Source organism: Lysinibacillus sp. NPDC097287, assembly GCF_044761695.1.
Taxonomy (GTDB): domain Bacteria; phylum Bacillota; class Bacilli; order Bacillales_A; family Planococcaceae; genus Lysinibacillus.
On sequence record NZ_JBIWCX010000003.1, the window covers coordinates 367,309 to 391,664 of the forward strand.

Annotated in this window: 18 protein-coding genes and 1 riboswitch; of the genes, 1 reads left to right on the top strand and 17 read right to left on the bottom strand. The window is 40.4% G+C overall.

The window, feature by feature from the left end:
* Window positions 1-7: 7 nt before the first annotated feature.
* The gene (locus ACIQ2D_RS07130; protein ID WP_402861543.1) at window positions 8-367 is read right to left on the bottom strand and encodes a response regulator; all 360 of its coding nucleotides are present in this window, start codon (window positions 365-367) and stop codon (window positions 8-10) included.
* Window positions 368-532: 165 nt separating this feature from the next.
* Here ACIQ2D_RS07130 and ACIQ2D_RS07135 point away from each other — a divergent pair, with 165 nt between their 5' ends.
* Complete coding sequence (locus ACIQ2D_RS07135) at window positions 533-1,063, top strand: DUF2529 family protein (protein ID WP_402861546.1); 531 nt, start codon at window positions 533-535, stop codon at window positions 1,061-1,063.
* A gap of 680 nt (window positions 1,064-1,743) precedes the next feature.
* Here the strand turns inward: ACIQ2D_RS07135 and ACIQ2D_RS07140 are convergent.
* The 16 genes from ACIQ2D_RS07140 to speB all read right to left on the bottom strand — a co-directional run bounded on the left by ACIQ2D_RS07140 (window position 1,744) and on the right by speB (window position 24,228).
* Window positions 1,744-3,336, bottom strand: a complete 1,593-nt coding sequence (locus tag ACIQ2D_RS07140) for a CTP synthase (protein ID WP_402861549.1) — start codon at window positions 3,334-3,336, stop codon at window positions 1,744-1,746.
* A 293-nt stretch (window positions 3,337-3,629) separates the two neighbouring features.
* Window positions 3,630-4,175 (bottom strand): DNA-directed RNA polymerase subunit delta, encoded by a 546-nt coding sequence (rpoE, locus tag ACIQ2D_RS07145; RefSeq protein WP_402861552.1) that lies wholly within the window; start codon window positions 4,173-4,175, stop codon window positions 3,630-3,632.
* 481 nt (window positions 4,176-4,656) lie between these two features.
* Window positions 4,657-7,905: a fused isobutyryl-CoA mutase/GTPase IcmF gene (gene icmF, locus ACIQ2D_RS07150; protein ID WP_402861555.1), complete on the bottom strand. Its 3,249-nt coding sequence runs from the start codon at window positions 7,903-7,905 to the stop codon at window positions 4,657-4,659.
* An 840-nt stretch (window positions 7,906-8,745) separates the two neighbouring features.
* Window positions 8,746-9,378 carry a TetR/AcrR family transcriptional regulator gene (locus tag ACIQ2D_RS07155; protein WP_402861558.1) on the bottom strand — a complete coding sequence of 211 codons (633 nt, stop codon included), beginning with the start codon at window positions 9,376-9,378 and terminating at the stop codon, window positions 8,746-8,748.
* Between the two features lie 3 nt (window positions 9,379-9,381).
* On the bottom strand, window positions 9,382-10,518 hold the full coding sequence (locus ACIQ2D_RS07160) for an acyl-CoA dehydrogenase (RefSeq protein ID WP_402861561.1): 1,137 nt from the start codon (window positions 10,516-10,518) through the stop codon (window positions 9,382-9,384).
* A 14-nt stretch (window positions 10,519-10,532) separates the two neighbouring features.
* A complete protein-coding gene (locus ACIQ2D_RS07165; RefSeq protein ID WP_402861564.1) occupies window positions 10,533-11,669 on the bottom strand; it encodes an acyl-CoA dehydrogenase in 1,137 nt (378 codons plus the stop codon).
* Between the two features lie 73 nt (window positions 11,670-11,742).
* Window positions 11,743-12,594, bottom strand: a complete 852-nt coding sequence (locus ACIQ2D_RS07170) for a 3-hydroxybutyryl-CoA dehydrogenase (protein ID WP_402861690.1) — start codon at window positions 12,592-12,594, stop codon at window positions 11,743-11,745.
* Complete coding sequence (locus tag ACIQ2D_RS07175; protein WP_402861567.1) at window positions 12,594-13,799, bottom strand: acetyl-CoA C-acetyltransferase; 1,206 nt, start codon at window positions 13,797-13,799, stop codon at window positions 12,594-12,596. The genes ACIQ2D_RS07170 and ACIQ2D_RS07175 overlap by 1 nt, the downstream gene beginning before the upstream one ends.
* A gap of 227 nt (window positions 13,800-14,026) precedes the next feature.
* Window positions 14,027-16,225, bottom strand: coding sequence for a heterodisulfide reductase-related iron-sulfur binding cluster (locus ACIQ2D_RS07180; RefSeq protein WP_402861570.1), 2,199 nt, complete (start codon window positions 16,223-16,225; stop codon window positions 14,027-14,029).
* 219 nt (window positions 16,226-16,444) lie between these two features.
* Window positions 16,445-17,005, bottom strand: a complete 561-nt coding sequence (locus tag ACIQ2D_RS07185; protein WP_402861573.1) for a cob(I)yrinic acid a,c-diamide adenosyltransferase — start codon at window positions 17,003-17,005, stop codon at window positions 16,445-16,447.
* 12 nt (window positions 17,006-17,017) lie between these two features.
* Window positions 17,018-18,478: a heme ABC transporter ATP-binding protein gene (locus tag ACIQ2D_RS07190; RefSeq protein ID WP_402861576.1), complete on the bottom strand. Its 1,461-nt coding sequence runs from the start codon at window positions 18,476-18,478 to the stop codon at window positions 17,018-17,020.
* Entirely contained in the window at window positions 18,475-19,476 is a 1,002-nt protein-coding gene (locus ACIQ2D_RS07195) for a FecCD family ABC transporter permease (protein ID WP_402861579.1), read from the bottom strand. The genes ACIQ2D_RS07190 and ACIQ2D_RS07195 overlap by 4 nt, the downstream gene beginning before the upstream one ends.
* Window positions 19,473-20,435, bottom strand: coding sequence for an ABC transporter substrate-binding protein (locus ACIQ2D_RS07200; protein ID WP_402861582.1), 963 nt, complete (start codon window positions 20,433-20,435; stop codon window positions 19,473-19,475). Before ACIQ2D_RS07200 ends, ACIQ2D_RS07195 begins: the two co-directional genes overlap by 4 nt.
* Before the next feature lie 235 nt (window positions 20,436-20,670).
* Window positions 20,671-20,859: riboswitch (cobalamin riboswitch) on the bottom strand.
* Window positions 20,860-21,077: 218 nt separating this feature from the next.
* A complete protein-coding gene (gene argS, locus ACIQ2D_RS07205; RefSeq protein ID WP_402861585.1) occupies window positions 21,078-22,745 on the bottom strand; it encodes an arginine--tRNA ligase in 1,668 nt (555 codons plus the stop codon).
* On the bottom strand, window positions 22,745-23,176 hold the full coding sequence (locus tag ACIQ2D_RS07210; RefSeq protein ID WP_402861588.1) for a YwiB family protein: 432 nt from the start codon (window positions 23,174-23,176) through the stop codon (window positions 22,745-22,747). Before ACIQ2D_RS07210 ends, argS begins: the two co-directional genes overlap by 1 nt.
* A 179-nt stretch (window positions 23,177-23,355) precedes the next feature.
* Complete coding sequence (gene speB, locus ACIQ2D_RS07215) at window positions 23,356-24,228, bottom strand: agmatinase (RefSeq protein ID WP_402861591.1); 873 nt, start codon at window positions 24,226-24,228, stop codon at window positions 23,356-23,358.
* Window positions 24,229-24,356 lie beyond the last annotated feature (128 nt).

Below are 24,356 nucleotides of genomic sequence, written 5' to 3' on the forward strand. Positions count from 1 at the left end.
AGCAAGTTTAAGCTTTTAAAATTTTATTCACTTCATCACGTACTTCAAAAATATCAAAAGGTTTAGTAAAGTAACGAATTGCGCCTAAATTTAGCGCCTCTTGTACAATATCAAGCTCTCCGTATGCAGTCATCATAAATACAGGAAGTCCTGGCCATTTTTCTTTCAAACATTTTAAAATCTCAACACCATTCATACCTGGTATTTTCATGTCTAATAAAACGCAATCTAACTCATGTTCCTCCGCAAAACTCAATGCTTCTATTCCGTTTGCTGCAAGATATGTAGCATATCCCTCTTTTTTTAACACCTCATTTAAAAGCAAACGAATTCCCTGCTGATCATCAACAATTAGTAAACGTTTCACCTTCTATTCATCTCCTCAGTAAAATATTATTAGAGTAATAATCATCCCGAAATTTTTCCTTTATATGTATAATTCTCTTTTTATTTCTTAATACCTCCCACTATTATATTTTTTGTTTTTGATTTATATTTTTCGCAAATATATAATATTGATTGAGGTGGAAATATGTCGAAAATACTCACAACTCAATTGAGTGGTTTGTTACAAAGAATAACACAAAATGAAGAAGAAGCAATCGAAGAAACTGCACGTTTATTGGCGCAAGCAGGCATTGGTGCAGGTAATATCTATTTTGCATGTTTTGGTGAAATGCAGGCAGTTGAAGTTAACGCGCTAAATGCTGTAGAACGTTTTACAAAATTGTTACCGTGGTCAAACGATACTATATTGGAAGAAGCGGACCGTGTATGTATTTTTACACGAAGCGCATTTGACGAGGACGCTCTTGCCCTTGCTCAAAAATTAAATGACGATTTCATTCCATTTGCGGCTGTTGCTAGTGAAGTCCCTACTACTGAAAATCCATTAGCTGAGTTAGCATACACATATATTTCAACACGCATTCGCGGTGGTTTGCTCCCAAATGATCTAGGCGAGCGAATTGTCGTACCACATACTATAGCTGCTCTATTTATTTATGAGGCAATAAAAATGGCTTTCGATGAAATGTTGTCTCTTGATGACGAAGAACTATAAACAATTTTAACGCTCCATCATGTAATAAGCTCACTTTCCTATGTCGATGGGAAAGTGAGCTTTTTTTCAAAAGACCCGTTGATTTCCGTTCCAGGCGGACGTGTTCCTGAAGGTGAGCCTTGAGCCGCTTCGTCGCGGTGCTCCTGCAGGGTCTCAAGCTGCTCGCTGATCCCCTAGGAGTCGCCGCCTCCACTCAAATCAACTTGATATTTTCTTATCAAGATAGTAAAAAGAGATGCGACAATCTAATTTTGAATAAAAAGAAGATGGACTACTGTGCAGGCGGGCACCTTGCGTTGATCTGATGGTATTACTTATATCATTTGTATTCATCATCCAAAGTGAAGAATAGTATTTGATGAAAGTGCATATTAATTTTTAGATTGCTAGTTGATTGGAGTGGAGACTAGGCGACTCCAGGGGGATTAGCGTCCTAGATGAGACCCTGGAGCGAGCTTGCGAGTGAAGCGGCTCATCGGACGCCCCCCGGAAAGCGCCTAGCCGGAACGGAAATCAACCTTACGTTACTGTAGTTAAGGAACTTTCAAGTTTGTTTTTTTGTGTAGAGACCATTTTAAGAACGATTTATTCACGCAAATTCTATGGACCAGATACTTTATCAACAAAATAAAGCTCACTTCCCTTGTCTAAGGGAAAGTGAGCTTTTATTTTGTCTTATTTTATTTAAATGTTGCACCAATGAAATCACGGAATAATGGTTGTGGACGGTTTGGACGTGACACTAACTCTGGGTGGAATTGACAAGCAACGAAGAAGTTTTTCTCTGGTAGCTCGATAATTTCCACTAGTTTACCGTCTGGGCTTGTACCTGAGAATACAAGACCTGCCGCTTCCATCGCTTCACGGTATTCATTGTTGAATTCGTAACGGTGACGATGACGCTCATAAACAAGCTCTTTGCCATAAGCTTTGCTCGCTTTTGAACCTTCTTGTAATTTACATGGATATAAACCAAGTCGTAATGTACCGCCAAGGTCTACACTTTCATTTTGATCTGGTAAGAAATCAATAATTGGATATTGTGTTTCAGCATCTAGCTCTGTTGAGTGTGCGCCTTCTAAACCTAATACATTACGTGCAAATTCTACTGTTGCAAGCTGCATACCAAGGCAAATACCTAAGAATGGTACGTCATTTTCACGTGCATATTGCGTCGCAAGAATTTTACCTTCAACACCACGGTCGCCGAAACCACCTGGCACTAAAATTGCATCTGAATCTTTAAGCAATGAAGCAACATTATCAGCATCTACATGCTCTGCATTGATCCAATCAATGTCGATATCAGAGTTAAATGCGTAACCAGCATGTTTTAATGCTTCTACAACAGAAATATAAGCATCTTGCAGCTCTACGTATTTACCAACTAATGCGATTCTACGTTTGTTTGGTAAGTTTTTCACTTTATTTACAAGGTCACGCCATTCTTCCATATCAGCCTCTGGTGCTTCAATGCCGAAGTGATCTAGTACGATATCGTCAAAATCTTGTGCGTGTAAGTTAAGTGGTACTTCATATAAGTGCTCTGCGTCACGAGATTCGATAATTTCATGTGGTTGCACGTCACAGAATAACGCTAATTTTTCTTTCATTTCTTGTGGTACTTCTTGTTCAGTACGCACCACAATGATGTTTGGCTGAATACCTAAAGCACGTAATTCTTTTACAGAATGTTGTGTTGGTTTTGTTTTTAACTCACCAGCTGCTTTAATGTATGGAATTAACGTACAGTGTACGTACATAACATTGTTATGACCAAGATTTGTTTTCATTTGGCGAATCGCTTCAAGGAATGGTAGTGATTCGATATCCCCTACAGTTCCGCCTACCTCTGTAATAACAACGTCTGCATTTGTTTCACGACCCGCACGTTGAATACGCTCTTTAATCTCGTTTGTGATATGAGGAATTACTTGTACAGTTCCCCCGTTATAATCACCACGACGTTCTTTTTGTAGAACTGTTTGGTATACACGACCAGAAGTCACTGTTGAGTGTTTTCCTAAGTTAATGTCGATGAAACGCTCGTAGTGACCTAAGTCTAAGTCAGCCTCAGCGCCGTCATCTGTAACGAACACCTCACCATGTTGATAAGGACTCATTGTACCTGGGTCAATATTGATATATGGGTCAAATTTTTGGATTGTTACTTCTAATCCGCGGTTTTTAAGTAAACGTCCTAGAGATGCTGCAACAATACCTTTTCCAAGTGAAGATACAACCCCACCTGTTACGAAAATATACTTAGTCATAAAAAAATCCTCCTTATAAATCTAAAATAGCTTTTAAAAATAAGAAAAGCCGAGAATGTATGCAAATGATGCATGCAATTCGAAGCTGTAAAAGTTTCTATCTCTTTTATACTTTCCTTTTTTAAAAAATAAAAAACGCTCCTCCTGCATAGGTTTGCAGGGGGAGCGTATTAAATACACGGTCAATCTCCTCTTTTAAGGAGCCCAAGTAAAAGATTAAACGGAACTACGAAAGAAGTCAAGATTTTTTACTTCAAGCGTAAAAAGAGAAAATTTAAGCTGCATTCGGAAAATTAAATATCTTCCTCTAACTCATCTTCTACGTCAAATTCTTCTTCTTCGATAAAGTCTTCATCAATCTCTTCGATTTCTTCGATTACTTCGATCTCTTCAATTTCTTCGTCATCATCAAAATCGATGTCTACTTTTTCTACATCAAGGTCTTCTTCTACGAATTCTTCGTAGTCTTCATCGAAGTCGATATCATCTTCTTCTATATCAAGATCATCATCATCGTCTTCAACGACTGCTTTTGCTTTTTTCTTGTGCGTTTTTACAGAAGGAGCTGTTTCTTCTTCAATTTGTTCTACTTTAAACCATTCACGTAGGCCCCATCCATTTTCTTGGTTGTATAAAAAGCGGCCATCCACATTCAGGTCAGTATAGAATTGTAGTAAACGCTTTTTAATTTCAGCGTCTTTTAAACCTGTAAGTTCCTTAAGTATTGTTAATAAATCATTTAATGGAATCGAAGTGCGTTTTTCTTCTAAAATTGCATGCGTTAAATTAATTAACGACTCTTCAGCTAATTGTTCTTTTGTCATTTCACGAAAATTCAATTCGTGCACGTCCTTTCTCTCATCACATTTAAGATGTTTTAAATTAATTGGTGCATAATTAGAAAATTATATAAAAAGCGCACTTTATAAAAAAAAGCCGCGCAAAAGTAACCTTCTATACCATAAGCATAATACCCATTATATACAAAGTTTTAACCTCTTTGCTAGCTTCAATTACTGTTTTTTATATCAATCATTATTTTAATACCTAAGTAAAATAAATATATCGACAATAATAGCAAAGGAATTGCGCCAACTTGCTTATTATACAGGAAAATAGCCCCCAATACTAAAGCTAAAATGATAATGTAGTGAATAATGGATTTCATCCTCTACTACGCCCCCTTTGTTCAACAGTTCTATTATAGCGAAAATGAAAAAGCAGTGCCTAATCTAATGACTAGACACTGATAAATTATAGAAACATTATACACCAACTAGTTTTAATTGTAATATATAGAAATAGTATACGAATTTATATTTACATATTTCGTCGGAATTGACCGCCAACTTCATATAAAGCTTTCGTAATTTGTCCCAAACTTGCTACTTTTACCGTATCCATTAACTCTTCAAAAATATTGCCATTGTTCACAGCTACCTTTTGCAAGCGATCAAGTGCCGCTTCCAATTCTACATCATGCTGTTGCCAGAAGCTTTGTAAATTACGAATTTGCGTTTCCTTTTCTTCTGTAGATGCACGCGCGATTTCCATATTATCAATCGCATCAGCTGTTGGTGGGTTTGGATTTAAATAAGTATTAACACCAATAATCGGTAACTCACCTGAATGCTTTAACATTTCATAATGCATGGATTCCTCTTGAATTTTGCCGCGTTGGTATTGAGTCTCCATCGCACCAAGAACACCACCACGATCATTGATACGGTCGAATTCCTCTAGTACCGCTTCTTCTATCAAGTCTGTTAATTCTTCTACAATAAAGGCACCTTGTAACGGGTTCTCATTTTTCGCCAAACCATGTTCTTTCGTAATAATCATTTGAATTGCCATTGCACGGCGAACTGATTCTTCCGTTGGAGTAGTAATCGCTTCGTCATAAGCATTAGTGTGCAACGAATTACAGTTATCCTGTAGTGCCATCAATGCCTGCAACGTCGTACGAATATCATTAAAGTCAATTTCTTGGGCGTGTAAACTACGACCAGATGTTTGAACATGATATTTTAATTTTTGAGCACGGTCATTCGCACCGTATTTATCACGCATCACGACTGCCCAAATCCGTCGAGCAACTCGACCGATTACTGTATACTCTGGGTCTAGTCCATTGGAGAAGAAGAATGATAAGTTTGGTGCAAAATCATCGATATTCATCCCTCGACTCAAATAGTACTCAACATACGTAAAGCCATTTGCCAGCGTAAATGCTAGCTGCGAAATCGGGTTCGCACCCGCTTCTGCGATATGATAGCCTGAAATCGATACTGAATAATAATTACGTACTTTTTGGTCGATAAAGTATTGTTGAATATCACCCATCATACGCAGCGCAAATTCCGTCGAGAAAATACATGTATTTTGTCCTTGGTCTTCTTTTAAAATATCGGCTTGTACTGTTCCACGCACCACTTGTAATGTACGTGTCCTCACATCAGTGAATTCTTCTATTGTCAACGTACGACCAAGCTCTTCTTCACGCAATTTCACTTGCTGATCGATTGCGGTATTCATGAACATTGCTAAAATTATTGGCGCTGGTCCATTAATAGTCATCGAAACAGACGTGGACGGTGCACAAAGGTCAAAGCCTGCATATAGCTTCTTCATATCATCTAGTGTACAAACTGATACCCCGGATTCTCCAATCTTCCCGAAAATATCTGGACGATAATCTGGATCTTCACCATATAAAGTCACCGAATCGAATGCGGTAGATAAACGCTTTGCATCATCGTCTTTCGATAAATAATGGAAGCGTTTATTCGTACGTTCAGGTGTCCCTTCGCCAGCAAATTGCCTCTTAGGATCTTCACCTTCACGCTTAAACTGGAATACACCAGCTGTATATGGGAATTCGCCCGGTACATTTTCGCGATATACCCAGCGTAAAATTTCACCATAGTCAACGAACTTCGGCAAGATGACTTTAGGGATTTTCGTACCCGAAAGACTTGTTGTCGTTAAAATCGTACGAATTTCTTTATCACGAACTTTTGTGACAAACTCATCGCCAGCATACGCTTCTTTTAATTTTTGCCAATTATCCAATATACGCTTCGATTCTGCGGTTAATTCATCTCGGACACCCTCTGCTAAAGAAGTAAGAGATGCGACAAGTGCATCATCTGCCGCTTTCTCATTTACAGCTGCAATTGCACCCTCTAATTGGAATAAACGACGTGCAAATCCTACTTGCTGTTCTGATTTTTTATGGTAGCCACGCACCGTATCCGTAATTTCACGTAAATAGTAGCGACGATCATTTGGAATAATGACATCCTGCTTTTGTGTTTTAGCAAATTGTTCATAACTCGTTTCCCAACTGCTACCTGTTTTCTCATTAATCGTAGCAACTAACGCCGCAAATAAAGCATTTGTCCCTTTATCATTAAATTGGCTGGCAATAGTGCCATAAACAGGCATACTATCAATTGGTGTTTCCCATAACTCACGTGAACGCTGCAATTGTTTTTGCACTTGGCGAAGTGCATCTTCTGAGCCTTTGCGTTCAAATTTATTGATGGCAATTAAATCAGCAAAATCAATCATATCGATTTTTTCTAGCTGTGTCGGTGCACCGAATTCACTCGTCATGACATACATAGAAAGATCTGTGTACTTTGTAATTTCCGCATCACCCTGACCAATCCCACTCGTTTCCACGATGATTAAATCATAGCCAGCGACACGCACAACATCTAATACATCGCCAATCGAAGCCGATAACTCTGTACGTGAGCCACGTGTTGCTAAGCTACGCATATATACGCGATTATTAAAAATTGCATTCATACGAATACGATCACCTAGTAATGCCCCACCTGTTTTTTGCTTTGTCGGGTCAACAGATAGTATTGCCACACGTTTATCCGGAAATTCTTTTAAAAAACGACGAATCAACTCATCTGTTAACGAAGATTTCCCGGCTCCACCTGTTCCTGTAATACCAAGAATCGGTGTGCCTTTCGAACGTTTGCGTGCTTCTGCTAACATCGCTATCGTTTCTTCATCATTATTTGATTCGGCTGCAGTAATTAAATTTGCTAACAGCTCAGGGGTTTCTGTCGTTAAAACGTCTAGCTTCTCCTCATAGCCACCTGTTGCAGTAGGGAAATCTGTACCTTTAATTTGTTCATTGATCATCCCTTGTAAACCTAGTACACGCCCATCTTCAGGCGAAAATAAACCTGCAATGCCGTATGCATGTAGTTCTTTAATTTCACGAGGTAAAATAACCCCGCCACCACCGCCATAAATTTTAATATGTGGTGCTCCTTTTTCACGCAATAAATCATACATATATTTAAAGTATTCCATATGCCCGCCTTGATAGGAAGATATCGCAATACCTTGTGCATCCTCTTGAATTGCAGCATTTACGACTTCCTCAACTGAACGGTTATGACCTAAATGGATAACCTCCACTCCGCTCGATTGCAAAATACGTCGCATAATATTCACCGATGCATCATGCCCATCAAAAAGGCTTGATGCTGTAACAAAACGAACATGATTTGTCGGACGATGTACTTCTACCTTTGTCATATGAAATCCCCACTTTCTCCCCCAATATTAACTTACTATAAATAAAGGCTCATACCAGTTGATTTCCGTTCCGCCAGCGTGCTTTCCTGGGGGCGTCCGGTAAGCCGCTTCACTCGCTACGCTCGCTCCAGGGTCTTACCTGTGACGCTAATCCCCAAGGAGTCACGCTGGCTCCACTCCAATCAACAAACGCTGCATTTAAAATGTCACCCACGCATTATGGTGAAGAACCTAAATAAAAGACTCTGCACCAAAATCTGTACGGGACAGCACATTCCACTCCAGGATGACACTTCGCTTTCCGCGCAAAGCAAGAGCTTCCTAATGGCGAACCTTGACTTGAGCCTCCTCGTCGCATCGCTAGGGCACTGAAATACTCTAAACTAGAATTATTTTATAATATTTTTTTGCATAGTCATTCTTCTACTATGCAAGGATTTTGCGCGGCGGCGTTAGACTCCTGTTGCTGTCGCTTCGCTTTCGCACAAAAAACATCTGCAGGAACAGCACGAGACGTAAGACGCAACAAACCGCGCGTAGCGAGGGTTGCGGCTTACGCTGTGCCTGCGGAAAGGGAACGCCAGAGCGCAAAATCCCTAGGTCATATTTTCATTAGAGAATTTATTAAAAAACAATTTTTCAGTGCCCTCACGCTGGTCCCCCAGGAGTCGCCAGCTTCCACTTCAATCAACGAGCATTCTAAAATTGTTATGCTCATCAACCAAGTGTCATCCCAACTTATGATGATAAATCAAAAAAATTAACTTATTATGAATAAAAAGCCGGTAATTGCAATGTAGCACTATGCAATTACCGGCATATCTCTTAGCAATACTTACGTTAAAACCCCTTAATGCCCGAAATGAACAATGTTGTTTGCATTTCAATATACTCTTCGAGCGTATGATGACGATGAAGCGCCCATTTACGGAACGCCCAACTTTGTCCTTGCACAACTAAATTATTTGCTGCCATATGAATCTGCTTATCGGTCATCGAAATTTCCCCTGACTCCACACAACGTTTAAGTAAACGCTCTAATACAGCAACAATCTCAAATTCCTTACTAAATACATAGATTTGTGCTTCTTTTGCTAAGGATTTTGTCTCTTGGTACATGATTGTCAATTCATCCAGCATGCCATCTACTTGTAAAAAGTACTCACGAATGGCCGCCTTTAACTCCTCAACCGTGCCTTCCTTTATTTCAAAGCTCGCTAAACTTTCCATCGACTGCTTATAGATACTATCGCAAACAAGATAGAGGACATCTTCCTTCGTTCGAATATATTCATAGAGTGTACCAATGCTGAATCCTGCAGCTTTAGCAATTTCTCTCGTCGTTGCACGATGGAAGCCTTTTTCTTTAAACAACTTTATTGCACCTTGAATCATTTGTTCACGACGAATGGCAATGAGACTTTCATCTTTCACAGTAGACTGAACTTGTGGACCTTTTGTTTTCTCAGTCATAGATTATTTAGTTAGCATACGTGAGATAACAAGACGTTGAATCTCTTGTGTACCCTCGTAAATTTGAGTTATTTTCGCATCACGCATGTAGCGCTCCACTGGATAGTCCTTTGTATAACCATAGCCACCAAATACTTGAACAGCTTCTACTGTTACATTCATCGCTGTGTCACCAGCCATTAATTTCGCCATTGCCGAAGCTTTACCATATGGTAAGCCGTTTGACTCTAACCATGCTGCTTGATACGTCAAAAGTCTTGATGCTTCAATAGATGTCGCCATATCTGCCAATTTAAATGCTACACCTTGATTTGCCACAATTGGTTTACCGAATTGTACACGCTCTTTTGAATAATCAACAGCTGCATCAAGTGCACCTTGAGCAATTCCAACCGCCTGTGCAGCAATACCATTACGTCCGCCATCAAGTGTTGTCATTGCGATTTTAAAGCCATCACCCTCTGCACCCAGTAAGTTTTCCTTAGGCACACGACAATTTTCAAAAATAATTTCAGTCGTTGGTGATGAACGGATACCTAATTTCTTTTCCTTCTTACCAACTGAGAAGCCCTCAAAGCCCGCTTCCACGATAAATGCTGATGTGCTGTTTTTTGCTTCTGGATCAGTTACCGCAAATACGATATATGTATCTGCAACACCACCGTTTGTGATGAAAATCTTTGAACCATTTAAAATATAATCATCACCATCACGTTTAGCATAAGTTTTCATGCCACCTGCATCCGAACCTGAACCCGCCTCAGTTAAGCCATAAGCTCCAATATGCTTGCCTTCTGCCATTGGGCGAAGGTATTTTTGCTTTTGCTCTTCAGTACCAAATTTATATACCGGCCACCCTGCTAAAGATGTATGTGCTGATAACGTTACCCCTGTTGAAGCACATACACGTGATAATTCTTCTACTGCAATTACATATGCAAGGTAATCGAAGCCTGCGCCACCATACTCTTCTGGCCATGGAATTCCTGTTAAGCCTAACTCCGCCATTTTGTCGAAAATCCCACGATCGAATTCTTCGTGTTCGTCACGTGCCTCTGCTGTTGGTGCTACTTCATTAATTGCGAAGTCGCGAATCATTTCACGTAATTGCTCATGTTCTTCTGATAATTGAAAATTCATTGTCATATCCCCTTTTATTTAAGTAAATGTTTACTAATAACAATTTTTTGGATTTCACTTGTACCTTCATATATTTCAGTTACCTTCGCGTCACGGAAATAACGCTCCACAGGATAATCTTCGGTGTAGCCGTAGCCACCGAAAATTTGAACTGCCTCAATTGCCGTTTGAACCGCAGCACGTGACGCAAACATCTTAGCCATCGATGCTTCTTGCCCACATGGTAAACCTTTAGCACGTAAATCTGCTGCTCGGTACACAAGTAGTTTTGCCGCTTCCACAGCTGTTGCCATGTCTGCAAGCTTGAAACCAACTCCTTGTTGTAACGCAATAGCCTTACCAAATTGCACACGTTCTTTCGCATAAGCTGTTGCCGCATCAAGTGCCGCCTCTGCAATGCCTAAAGACTGCGCTGCAATACCGATACGACCTACCTCTAAATTGGCCATCGCAATTTTAAAGCCTTCTCCTTCTTCTCCAAGGAGATTGCTTGAGGGTATACGACAATTATCGAACGTCAACTGTACCGTACGTGAACCATGCAAGCCCATTTTATTTTCGTCTTTCCCAACGATTAAACCCGGTGTCCCCTTCTCAACGATAAACGCTGAAATGCCACGCGTCTTTGCCTCTGAACTAGTTGAAGCAAAAACGATATAAACATCTGCTTCACCGCCATTTGTGATGAACACCTTCGAACCGTTAATGACATAATCCTCGCCATCTTTTACCGCTTTTGATTGTAGTGATCCTGCATCTGAACCTGCACTAGGCTCCGTTAAACAAAATGCTCCTAAATACTCTCCTGAGGCAAGCTTTGGTACATAGCGTTGTTTTTGCTCGTCGTTTCCAAAATAAATAATTGGATTCGTGCCAACTGACGTATGTACTGATAAAATAACACCCATTACCGCGCTAACCTTTGATAGTTCATGAATAGCAATAATATACGATGTAAAATCCATCGCTGAACCTCCCAATTTCTCAGGAGCTGTAATACCCATTAATCCAAGTTCGCCCATTTGCGTAAGTAGCTCACGCGGAAACTCTCCAGCTTCCATACGCTCTACCCAAGGCTCAATCTTTTCTTTCGCAAAATCACGAACCATATCACGCATCATGATTTGCTCATCTGAAAACTGTAAATGCATCTATGTCACCCCATCTTGTATAAACGCGCACCCATCCCATCAAACTTATCCTGCTACCACTAAAGGTAATGCATTATTCGTAAACGAAGAAGCCTCTACCCGATTTCTTCCCAAGCCAACCTGCTGCCACGTATTTACGTAGTAGTGGACATGGACGATATTTACTATCTCCTAAGCCTTCATGTAGAATTTCCATAATCGATAAACATGTATCTAAGCCAATAAAATCAGCTAATGTTAGTGGGCCCATTGGATGATTCATACCCAGTTTCATCACATCATCAATAGCCTCTTTTGACGCAACGCCTTCATACAATGCATATACTGCTTCATTAATCATTGGCAATAAAATTCGGTTCGAGATGAAACCAGGGAAGTCATTTACTTCCACTGGTGTTTTTGACAATTTCACTGTCATTTCTTCAACTGCTTTATACACCTCATCCGTTGTTGCCAATCCGCGAATAATTTCAACAAGCTTCATTACTGGCACAGGATTCATAAAGTGCATACCGATTACTTGCTCTGGCCGCTTTGTCACTGCAGCTATTTCAGTAATTGGTAGAGATGATGTATTCGTAGCTAAAATCGCATGGGCTGGTGCAATAGTATCTAATTGCTTAAAGATAGACTGCTTGACGTCCATATTTTCTACAGCCGCTTCGATAATGATATCTACTTCACTAGCATCTTGTAAGTCTAGTGACATTGTAATACGCCCTAAAATAGTTGCTTTTTCATCTTCTGTTTTACGGCCCTTTTCAACGTCACGTGTTAAGTTTTTTGTAATAACACCTAAACCCCGTTCGAAAAATTCCTGCTTCACATCATTGAGTTGGACAGCATAACCGGCCTGCGCACAAACTTGTGCAATACCAGAACCCATTTGTCCAGCACCGATGACCATTACTTTTTGAATCCCCATCATGCATTTCCCCCTGTTTTTGGTACTTCAATCATTACAGCATCACCCTGTCCGCCGCCTGAGCAAATCGCTGCAATACCAATACCGCCACCACGACGTTTTAGCTCATGTGCAAGGGTTAAAATAATGCGTGCCCCAGATGCCCCAATTGGATGCCCAAGTGCTACTGCACCACCATTTACATTTACTTGTTCTGGGTTAAGTTCAGCTAGCTGATTACTAACCAGTGCAACCGCAGCAAAAGCCTCGTTGACTTCGAAAACATGGATATCTGCTAATGTTTTCCCTGTCTTTTCTAAAAGCTTATTAATAACTAGCCCTGGTGTTTGCGGGAAGTTCCTTGGTTCAACAGCAATTTCAGCATGACCGAGTACAATTGCAAGTGTTTCTTTACCTTCGCGCTGTGCTCGCTCTTCACTCATTAAAACAAGCGCACAAGCTCCATCATTGACACCAGGTGCGTTGCCGGCTGTGATTGTACCATCCTTATCGAAGGCAGGCTTTAGCTTTGCTAGCGCTTCCAAAGACGTACTAGCTCGTGGTGCCTCGTCTACTTCAAAAAGCAATGGATCACCTTTTCGTTGTGGTATTTTTACAGGCACGATTTCCTCTGCAAAATAACCCTTTTCAATTGCCGCTAATGCACGCTCATGACTTCTAGCAGACCAAGTATCTTGTTCTTCACGACTTAATGAGAATTCCTTGGCAGTCGAGTTACCGTAGCTTCCCATATGTGGTCTTGCTGCATCAAATGCACAAGATAAACCGTCATAAATCATGCCGTCAATCATTTTTGTATCGCCCATGCGTAAGCCTGTGCGACCATTTAATAAATAGTAAGGTGCATTAGACATGGATTCCATACCACCCGCGACAATCACTTCTTCGTCCCCTAAACGAATTAATTGATCCGCTAGTGTGACAGCGCGCATACCGGAAGCACAAACTTTATTAATTGTTTCAGTCTTCACATCCACCGGTAAACCTGCTTTAATAGCTGCCTGTCTTGATGGAATTTGTCCCTGACCAGCCTGCAATACTGTACCTAAAATCACTTCATCCACTGTTTCTGGAGCGACTCCCGCTTTTTCAAGCGCCCCTTTAACCGCAACTGCGCCAAGGTCACTAGCGCTTAACGAACTTAGGCTACCATTAAATTTTCCAAAGGCTGTTCGTGCCCCCGCTAAAATAACTGTTCTATTCAAGTAAAACACCCCTTTTGTTTTACACTTATCGACAAGCATTCGACTAAAACCCCTAACGACTGAACGCTCGCTCAACAGATTTCAATAAAAAATGGGAGTCATTAGATAAACTCCCATTTCTACTTAGTTATATTTTACAAAATAATTATTTATTGTGCAATTTAAATTTTTCAGAAAATAATAAAATTGCTTCAATAACTATTAAATCCCTTCGTTTAACTCCACTTTTAGTTCTCTCCATTACCTTCAACTGAAGCAACAACCTCTTGAATGGATTCTTCTTCAGGTACTTCCTGAACAGTATTCACTTTTTCACCAAATACTGAACGCTCTAATAATTCTGCTACATCGAACGTGCTAATCGTATCTTCTACTTCTTTAGCCTTTGTACCATCCTCAAGCATTGTTAAGCAGTATGGACAGCCTGAAGAGATAACTGATGCGTTTGTTTCTAATGCTTGTTCTGTACGCGCAACGTTAATGCGGTTTCCAACATGCTCTTCCATCCACATTAAACCACCACCAGCACCACAGCACATTGCTGATTCACGGTTTCTTTCCATTTCAACAAGCTTCACACCTGGAATACCTCGTAAGATTTCACGCGGTGCATCGTACACATCATTATAACGGCCTAAGTAACATGAATCATGGAAGACAATTGTTTCATCAACCTCGTAATTCATTGCTAGTCGGTTTTCTTCAATCAGCTGATTTAAAACTTCCGTATGGTGATATACTTCACCTTTCCAACCGAAGTCTTGGTATTCGTTTTTGAAAATATTATAGGCGTGTGGGTCAATTGTGACGATTTTCTTCACATCATTTTTCTCAAACTCATCGATATTCGCTGTTGCAAGCTCCTGGAATAAGAACTCATTTCCAAGACGACGTGGTGTATCTCCTGAATTCTTCTCTTTGTTACCTAAAATAGCGAATTTCACGCCAGCTTCATTTAATAATCGGCAAAACGCGAGCGTAATTTTTTGTGAACGGTTATCAAACGCACCCATCGAACCTACCCATAGTAGGTATTCCATTTCTTCGCCTGATTTTTTCAATTCCTTCACCGTTGGAATATTGATAGTCGGATCAAGATCACGCCAATTTTCTTTTTCTTTACGGTTTAAGCCCCATGGATTACCTTGTCGTTCGATGTTTGTCATCGCGCGTTGTGCATCCGGGTTTACTTTACCTTCTGTCATTGTTAAGTAACGACGAAGGTCAATAATTTTATCGACATGCTCATTCATTACCGGGCATTGATCTTCACAGTTACGACAAGTAGTACAAGCCCAAATCTCTTCTTCTGTAATAACATCCCCGATTAATGATGGGCTGTAAATGTCTTCAATCACTGCACCTTCAGCGCCTGCTGCCATTGCAAGCTGATTGCCTTTTGTATTCGCGAACATTTGATACGGCACCCACGGCTTTTGTTTTGTCACAACAGCACCTGTAAATGTTAAATGGTCACGTAATTTCACGATTAAGTCCATCGGTGACAGCATTTTCCCAGTACCGGTTGCTGGACACATATTTGTACAACGACCACATTCTACACAAGAATATAAATCAAGCATTTGCTTTTGTGTAAAGTCCTGAATACGCCCAACACCAATTGATGGGATATCATCTTCACTTTCTGCATTTTCGCCCGCTTCTTCTAGTGCCTCGAAGTCGATAGGTGTTAATGTTCCCACACGATCTAATCGATTCATGTAGACATTAAGCATACTTGTGATTAAATGGAAATGTTTTGATTGTGGTACATAGACTAAAAACGTCAATAGAATAAGTAAATGCACCCACCACATAGCGTAAAATACACCCGCTGCTACAGATTCTGGTAGGAAACTAAAAATAGCTGCAATACCTGATGCTACTGGCTCTGTATATGTTAAGCCTTCACCATGCCAAATTAGGCCCATACCATTTGCGAGTAATGTCGAAACCATTAATCCCCCAATGAAAATTAACACAAGACCATTTTTCCAACCACGTTTTAAACGCACAAGCTTTTCTACATAACGACGGTAGAACGCCCACACCACCGCTATTAAAATCATCAACACCACTAACTCTTGTGTAAAGGTGAATACACCGTAGAAAACACCAAGTGGTAGATGAGACTCTGGTGCTAAGCCTTTCCAAATCAAATCAATGGCACCTAACTGCACCATTAAGAAGCCATAGAAGAACATCACGTGGATTAAACCACTTTTCGCGTCCTTTAGTAACTTATTTTGACCAAGTACATTGACCATTAAATATCGAATACGTTCACTAATGCTCTCATCAAACTCAACTTTTTTACCTAATTGCACATATTTGTATCGTGTTTTTAACAAGTAAATGAATAACCCAGCTGCATACAGTACAACAACAACTGTCAACACAATGTTAGCAATTAATAACGGACTCATAATTAGTCCCCCCCTTTGAATATTGCGAATCCCTCTTTGTAGTAAATTTGCTAGTTCATACGTAAATGTATGCCATTTTATCAGTATATTCATATTTTAATAATGAATGAGCATTCAGTCAACATAAAAATATAAAAATTTCTGATAATTCATTATCATATACTTTACATAAAAAAAACTACCCTAAAAAATTTTAATTTTTTTAGGGTAGCTTTTAATTTATTTAAACACCTTTGCACTTCGTACGTACTCTACATCCGCAACTTTTAAACGTGCATTTACAACACGTGCTGCTGCAAATAAATAATCAGATAAACGGTTTAAATATTTCTGCACAACCGCTGGTACATCTTCAATCTCTTTCATTAGCGTTACCATTTGACGCTCTGCTCGGCGCGCTACTGTACGTGCAATGTGTAAAGTAGCTGCCGCTGGTGCACCCCCTGGTAAAATGAAACGCTCTAAAGGTGGTGCTTCTTCAGTTAGCACATCGATACGAGCCTCCATTGCTTCAATTGGCGCTTCCGTCAATTTATAATGACGCTCCTTCATCACATTTGCTAGATCGCCGCCACCATCGAAAAGCTCGTGCTGAATCGTTTCTAAATCACCTAAAATATCCTTAAATAATTCACGGTCTAACTCACTCATCGCCTTGCCGATAAAGGAATTCAGCTCATCAATTGTACCGTACGTTTCTACGCGTAAGTTGTCTTTATCTACGCGACCACCAATAATGCTCGTTTTCCCCTTATCGCCTGTTTTCGTGTAAAGTTTCATTCTTCTCATCTCCTAAGCTTTTGTTTTATAGTTATGAATGGCTTGCACTGTCGTTTCAAAAACGCCCTTACCAATAACCTTTCCTACTGCTGTTATAGGACCACCATAAATCATTTCTTCTCCATTTTGTGTTGCTGCTATGAGTAGACTATCAGTTGCAGTACCTGTCGCAATGGTATTCGTTCGATTATCACGAATATCTTCCGATTGCAACGCCTTCGTCTTCGCTTCGTTGGCAGTCATCATCGCTTGGAAAAATGCTTCTTCTGATAGACAGCCATTAATTATAACCCATGTGTTAATCGTCCCAACGTACGGCTGATCTAGTCTTTCATGTGTACGAGATACGTCTACAGCGTTACCAACACCTGCAGTCACCATGACAAACACACTACCAAAATCGGTTTTGTATTCATTCAAAGCAACAAGCTTTGTTGAAACAGCTGTCAGCATCACTACTGTTCCCGTTGTAGAAAAGTGCTCCCTTTGTAAAAATTCAGCTACTTCCTGCTTTACATCATTAATAATGTAATCACCTGGCACTGAGCGATTTAAAAAGCACTCATACCAACCTATCCCCGGATTATGAACAGCTGAAGAAACTGTTTTTAGTGGTATCTCTGATTTCATCTGAATGAATCCATCTACTACTGAAAAATTCTCATTCGTAATGATTGCTCGCTGTTGATCCTCAGTCGCTGCAGGCATGATTGTAATTTGCGGCTTTGGAATTTCTGGATGTGCATATGTCGTAACCCTAGCTTGATAGACTTCCTCAATTTGTGAGGCAATTAACACCTCATGCGGTGCACCAATCGCACGCATTTCTCCATTTTCCATCAATAATAACTCATCACAGTATAGCGACGCTAAGTTCATGTCATGCAACACCATAACTACCGTTAATCCGCATTCAACCGCTTCTTTACGTACCATATCTAAAATCTGTCGTTGATGCGCGATATCTAAATGGTTCGTTGGCTCATCTAGTAATAAAACTTCTGCTGTTTGCGCTAATGCTTGCGCTACAAAGACACGTTGCTGCTCACCGCCCGATAGAAACTCCATCGGCGTATTCTCATAGCGCGATACACCTGTTTGCGCCATTGCATGCTGAACGGCCTGCTCATCTCTGTCTGACCAGCTCGAGAAAAAACCCGTTTGATGTGGATATCGTCCAAGTGAAACTGCCTCACGCACCGAATTCGAAAAAGTATTTGCATGAAGCTGAGGTAGTACCGCCATTTTCTTCGCTAATGCACGGGCATTATAAGATTTGATGTTTTTCCCATCTAATGAAATCGAGCCACTAGTAGCAGGCAAAATACCACTCATCACTTTTAGCAGCGTAGATTTCCCGCTTCCATTGGGACCTAAAATGCCAAGCACTTTTCCTTTTTCAACGGTAAAACTTACATCTTTGACAATGGGTTCACCGCCATAACCACCTGATAACTGTTCAACCTTAATCATGCGCGCACCCCCTTACTTCTACGTTGTTTATAGAAAATATATGAGAAGACTGGTGCCCCGATAAATGCGGTAATGACACCAATTGGGAGTTCACGCGGCATAATAATGGTACGCGCTACTAAATCACAAATAATCAGTAACGTTGCTCCATTTAAAAACGATAACGGCAGTAGATGGCGATGATCCGAACCCCAGATCATGCGCGTCATATGTGGAACCACAAGTCCGACAAAACCAATGGTGCCTGATACGGCTACAGCGGCACCCGTTAACATTGAGCCACCTGCTAATATTAGATACTTACTGCGTTTTACATTCACACCTAAATGTTTCGCTCGCTCTTCACCGTACAATAATGCGTTTAACTCACGTCTTTGCGTCCATAGCATCACTGAACCTATTACAACAAACGGTGCAATCATTTGTACATATGGCCAGCCTCTCATCGACACAGAACCAAGCAACCAGCCGATAATTTGACGTAACTCCTCACCCGTTAACGCTACCATTAACGAAATGAGCGAACCTAAAAATGAACTAAAAATAACCCCAGTTAAAATAAGTGTTTCCATCTTCAGTGAACGATCGATAAGCCTTGCAAAACTCATAACCGCTATCATCGTCATGACTGCACCAATCATACTGAATGTCGGTAAAGTGTAAATGCCTACTACCGGAATCGATAGACCGAAAAATAGCGTCATGACTGCTCCGACCGATGCACCCGAAGAAACCCCTAATGTATATGGATCGGCAAGCGGATTTTTTAGTAGTCCTTGGAATGCTGCCCCTGCAATCGCAAGTGATGCCCCGACAAGCCCTGCAAGCATCACACGCGGCATCCGGATTTTCCATAGAATATTCGCTGCGGTTTCATCTGCCGCCTTATTCCATAGCACCTCTAGAGGAATGTTGACTGAGCCTATAGATACACCACACCATATGCTGACGATCAAGAGTGCAATCGCCGTTATATAGGCAAAAACTGTTTTACTCACTCGAATACCTCTGGGTAAATAGCTTTCGCTAATTCCTCAAGTCCATCTGCTAAACGGGGTCCTTGACGGCTTGTCATACTTTCATCTACTTGCACAATCGCATTATTTTTCACCGCAGTAATTGTTTCAAAACCTGCACGTTGTGGAATTTTTGTTAAGATGTCTGGCACATAGTCATAAGTGACCACGATAACATCTGGATTTTTCGAAATGATTTGCTCTGCGTCAATTTTAAACCAACCTTTTGTATCAGCTGCGATATTTTCAGCATGAATCATATCCAGTATCTCTTGCATAAACGTATCCTTGCCAGCAGTATAAATTTCAGGCTCATCCGAAGTCTCTACAAATACTGTTTTCGGCTCAACGTCTTTCAGCTTCGCTTGAATTTCCGCTACCTTTGCCTTCATTTCCGCAATCGTTTTTTCAGCTTCTGGCAGTTTCCCTGTTGCACGACCTAGTTGCTTAATTGTAGTATACGTTTCATTGAAATCTTTGGCATCCGCTACGACAAATACCTTCACACCTGCTGACTCTAGCTGATCTAATGCGCCTCCCAATGAGGCCATGCTAGATTCATGCGCGAAAACGATATCTGGTGTCAGTGCAATGATCTTCTCAATATTAAATTCCATACTGCCGACCTTTTCTTTCTCTGCTGCCTCTGCTGGATAATCATCAAAGTCATTCACGCCGACGATTTTATCATTTAATCCAAGATCAAATAATATTTCGGTATTACTTGGAATTAGTGAAACAATGCGTTCTGGTGGTGCTTCAAGCGTAATATCATTGCCAATTGTGTCTGTCATTGTAATCGGGAATGTTACTTCTTCCACTTGTGCATCAGCCTGTTGCTCTGTAGATGGCTGTTCTATTTTCTCTTCTTTTGTATTACATGCAGTGAGTAACCCTATTGTTAAACATGCAGATAATCCTATTTTCCAATACTTTTTCATTGCTGAATCCTCCTTAGAATATGTGGGCACGTACTTTATCGCCCACTTTGCATTATTTATCGATACACTTCGGCGTTTTATCGTCCTACTTCGTGGATTTATCGTCCATATTTTCAGCTTTATCGACATCCACCTTACAAAACATAAAAAAGCCCCATCGTCTAAAAAAACGAGGGGCGATGCTTGCACAATATTGCGGTCGCAAAAAATCACCACCCTATCCTCGTAGGCTGTTATGTGTTGCTCTATAAAGGCAGGTCTCCTGGCTCGTGCTACAAACGCTTTTTCATGCCTTCCCGAAAATCTTCAGTGGCTTGGTTTGAAAAAACTCACACTTACAGTGGCGGGACCGCATCGGAATTACACCGATTTCCCTTTTCACTTTATCCTTGGCAGATAAAGAACCTTTATCATTTTATTCAATCTTTTCTTATTATACATGAAAAAAGAATTATATAACGATAAAAAGTAGAGACTCTAAAACAGAACCTCACACTTTAAACAATATCTATAAAATACGGTGCAATTTTCATTGGCGCACACATTCCATGCAACGCCTACTGTTCTATCGGGCTCAACCTTAAATCCACATAAAAAAACAGTTTCCGATTTTCATCAGAAACTGTTTTGATATTTTCGGTCTTACATTTTTTCCGGAGCAGATACACCAATTAGACGTAATGCATTGGCAATTGTTGTGCGAACTGCAGTAATTAGGGCTAGACGAGCTTCTGTTAGCTCTTTGTTCGTAGCATCTAGTACTTTTTCTGCATTGTAGAAACTGTGGAATGTTGCAGCAGTTTCTTGAATGTAGTTTGCAATACGGTGCGGTGTGCGGTGTTTCGCAGCATCTGCTACTACTTTCGGGAAGTCGCCCACTTTTTTCAGAAGGTCGATTTCTTTTTCCGCTGTTAATAGATTCAAGTTGTCCGTTGAAGCCGCAAAGCCTTGTTCGCCAGCTGAACGTAAAATTGAAGAAATACGTGCATGTGCATATTGTGCATAGTACACTGGGTTTTCATTTGATTGTGATACAGCAAGGTCTAAGTCGAAGTCCATATGTGAATCGCCAGCTGTTTTCACAAAGAAGTAACGTACAGCATCTAAGCCTACTTCTTCTACAAGTTCACGCATTGTCACTGCGTTACCTGTACGTTTACTCATTTTGAACTTCTCGCCGTTTTTATACAGTTGCACCATTTGGATGATTTCCACTTCAAGTGTATCGCGGTCGTAACCAAGTGCTTGGATTGCTGCTTTCATACGTGGAATATAACCGTGATGGTCAGCACCCCAAATGTTAATTAACTTATCGAAGCCACGTACAATTTTGTCCTCGTGGTACGCAATATCCGGTGTAAGGTACGTGAATGAACCATCGTTTTTGATCAGTACGCGGTCTTTGTCATCGCCAAATGTTGTTGAACGGAACCAAGTCGCGCCGTCTTCTTCAAATACGTGACCATTCGCTTTTAATTTATCTAAAGCTACATCAATTTTACCGTTTCCGTATAATGAAGTTTCAGAATACCAAACGTCAAAGTTTACACGGAAATTCGCAAGGTCTGTTTTTAATTTTTCTAATTCTAAAGCAAGGCCATGTTGACGGAAGAAAGCAAAACGTTCTTCATCAGATTTAGCTAAAATAGAATCGCCATGCTCTTCTTTTAATTTACCAGCAATATTGATAATATCGGCGCCATGATAGCCATCTTCAGGCATTGCAGCATCCATTCCTAAAGCTTGCTTGTAGCGCGCTTCAAGTGAATACGCTAGATTATTAATTTGGTTCCCTGCATCATTAATGTAGTATTCACGAGATACCGCATAGCCTGCCATATCTAAAACGTTACATAATGAATCTCCTACAGATGCTCCGCGTGCATGGCCTAAGTGAAGGTCACCCGTTGGATTTGCAGATACGAATTCCACTTGTACTTTTTCACCAGCACCAGTAGTAGAACGACCATAATCAGCACCTTGCTCAAGCACTGCTGTTACTACATTTGCAAGGAAATCTTTACGTACAGTAATGTTCATGAAGCCAGGTCCTGCAATTTCGATTTTCTCGATATCTGTACCAGCTGTTTCAAGATTTTCTAAAATAGCTTCTGCAATCGCACGAGGTGGTTTCTTCGCCAATTTTGTCAATTGCATAGCAATATTTGTAGCATAGTCACCATTTGTTTTATCTTTTGGTGTTTCAAGATGAATATTTAACTCTGTGCCCGCTTCGACTAGACCTGCTTTTTCTACTGCCTGCGCAATCGCTGCTTTAATGGCTTGTTGTACTTGTTCTACTGCGTTCATCATTGTACCTCCGTAAATTTAATATCTAATGTATAATTGCCAACGGACTGTCCACTCATCAGTAAGTCGTATTGTACATAAAAATCTCCGCTTACTTCGTGTCGTGTAAATGTCATTTTTTTCGTTTGAATAACGAGTGGTATTGAACCGATTTCACTTTCATAATGCCCAATTTGTTGTTCAACTATATTCAGTGGTAGGCGCATTTTGACAGCCCCTGCGCGCATAATGAGTGCTTGCTCTTCGCCAAGCTTCATCGTTGTGCGGATCGTCTTATCTTCCTGCACCTCTTCATATTTCAAATACATACTACCTGCTTTTTCAAGTAGATGCCCATTTAACCACATTTCTAATGTTTCGGACTCTCCATCAATCGGACAAATCGTAGAAATGAGCTTAATGTTCACCTGCGATTTTGTATCGTTCGCCATCATGGATTGCTCCTTCTATATCTTTTACTATAACCTTCTTATTATAGGATGAATGTATGCCGTTTTTCAAGAAGGAAGTGAACGCTACGCCAAGCATTTCAATTAAATGTATAGTTTTAGCATCACATACGAAAAAAGTGCTCATTCGTGAAAATACGAAGGAACACTATCTTCTATATTTATTTAACCCACCCGAGAATCATTTCTCGTAGTAATTTAGAAGCTGTATTTGCGGTCATTTCAGATGAATCGTAAATTGGTGCCACCTCAACTAGGTCAAAACCAACTACATTCACGCCACTCTCTGCTATTGCATGAATTGATGCTAATAACTCTTTTGATGTAATGCCTCCGCAATCTACAGTACCTGTACCAGGTGCATGTGCTGGGTCTAACACATCAATATCAATCGTTATGTACACATTACGTCCTGCTAGTGTTGGTAACACTTCTTTTAACGGCTCCAGTACTTCAAATTTTGAAATGTGCATACCGTTTTCCTTTGCCCATTCAAATTCTTCCTTCATCCCTGAACGAATACCGAAAGAGTATACATTTTTCGGACCAATATGCTCTGCAATTTTTCGAATTGGTGTTGAGTGAGAAAGTGGCTCCCCTTCATATTCAACACGTAAATCTGTATGTGCATCAAAATGGATAATGGCAAGATCATCATACTTAGCTGATACTGCTTTCATTACAGGCCATGACACTAAATGCTCTCCACCCATACCAACTGGAATTTTACCGTCTTCTAAAAGCTTCACGATGAATTTTTCAATCTCTTCTAAAGAACGTCCGGCATTACCAAATGGAAGTGGAATATCCCCTGCATCGAAATACTTTACTTCATCTAAGTCACGGTCTAAATATGGACTGTACTCTTCAAGACCGATTGATACTTCTCGAATACGCTGTGGACCAAAACGTGAACCTGGACGATAACTTACTGTCCAATCCATTGGCATACCGTAAATAACAGCTTGCGCATCCTCATAGGTAGGATGGCTTTTTATAAAAACATTTCCTGAGTAAGCTTCATCAAATCGCATTTTTAGTCCTCCATTAAAGCCTGAACATAGTCAGCTTCATATATTTTCTAGTACAACATAATCACAGGATAAGAAACCTTCTTGCCTACTTTCTCGTATACTATATTGGAAAAGCAAATAAAAATCGT

Bases quoted from the DNA above. Each gene is read 5' to 3' on its own strand.
- argS (WP_402861585.1), bottom strand. From the start codon at position 22,745: ATGAACGCAGTAGAACAAGTACAACAAGCCATTAAAGCAGCGATTGCG.
- ACIQ2D_RS07185 (WP_402861573.1), bottom strand. From the start codon at position 17,005: ATGAAACTTTACACGAAAACAGGCGATAAGGGGAAAACGAGCATTATT.
- ACIQ2D_RS07180 (WP_402861570.1), bottom strand. From the start codon at position 16,225: ATGAGTCCGTTATTAATTGCTAACATTGTGTTGACAGTTGTTGTTGTA.
- ACIQ2D_RS07160 (WP_402861561.1), bottom strand. From the start codon at position 10,518: ATGAATTTTCAATTATCAGAAGAACATGAGCAATTACGTGAAATGATT.
- ACIQ2D_RS07210 (WP_402861588.1), bottom strand. From the start codon at position 23,176: ATGGCGAACGATACAAAATCGCAGGTGAACATTAAGCTCATTTCTACG.
- ACIQ2D_RS07165 (WP_402861564.1), bottom strand. From the start codon at position 11,669: ATGCATTTACAGTTTTCAGATGAGCAAATCATGATGCGTGATATGGTT.
- speB (WP_402861591.1), bottom strand. From the start codon at position 24,228: ATGCGATTTGATGAAGCTTACTCAGGAAATGTTTTTATAAAAAGCCAT.
- ACIQ2D_RS07135 (WP_402861546.1), top strand. From the start codon at position 533: ATGTCGAAAATACTCACAACTCAATTGAGTGGTTTGTTACAAAGAATA.
- icmF (WP_402861555.1), bottom strand. From the start codon at position 7,905: ATGACAAAGGTAGAAGTACATCGTCCGACAAATCATGTTCGTTTTGTT.
- ACIQ2D_RS07140 (WP_402861549.1), bottom strand. From the start codon at position 3,336: ATGACTAAGTATATTTTCGTAACAGGTGGGGTTGTATCTTCACTTGGA.
- ACIQ2D_RS07200 (WP_402861582.1), bottom strand. From the start codon at position 20,435: ATGAAAAAGTATTGGAAAATAGGATTATCTGCATGTTTAACAATAGGG.
- ACIQ2D_RS07170 (WP_402861690.1), bottom strand. From the start codon at position 12,594: ATGGGGATTCAAAAAGTAATGGTCATCGGTGCTGGACAAATGGGTTCT.
- ACIQ2D_RS07190 (WP_402861576.1), bottom strand. From the start codon at position 18,478: ATGATTAAGGTTGAACAGTTATCAGGTGGTTATGGCGGTGAACCCATT.
- ACIQ2D_RS07155 (WP_402861558.1), bottom strand. From the start codon at position 9,378: ATGACTGAGAAAACAAAAGGTCCACAAGTTCAGTCTACTGTGAAAGAT.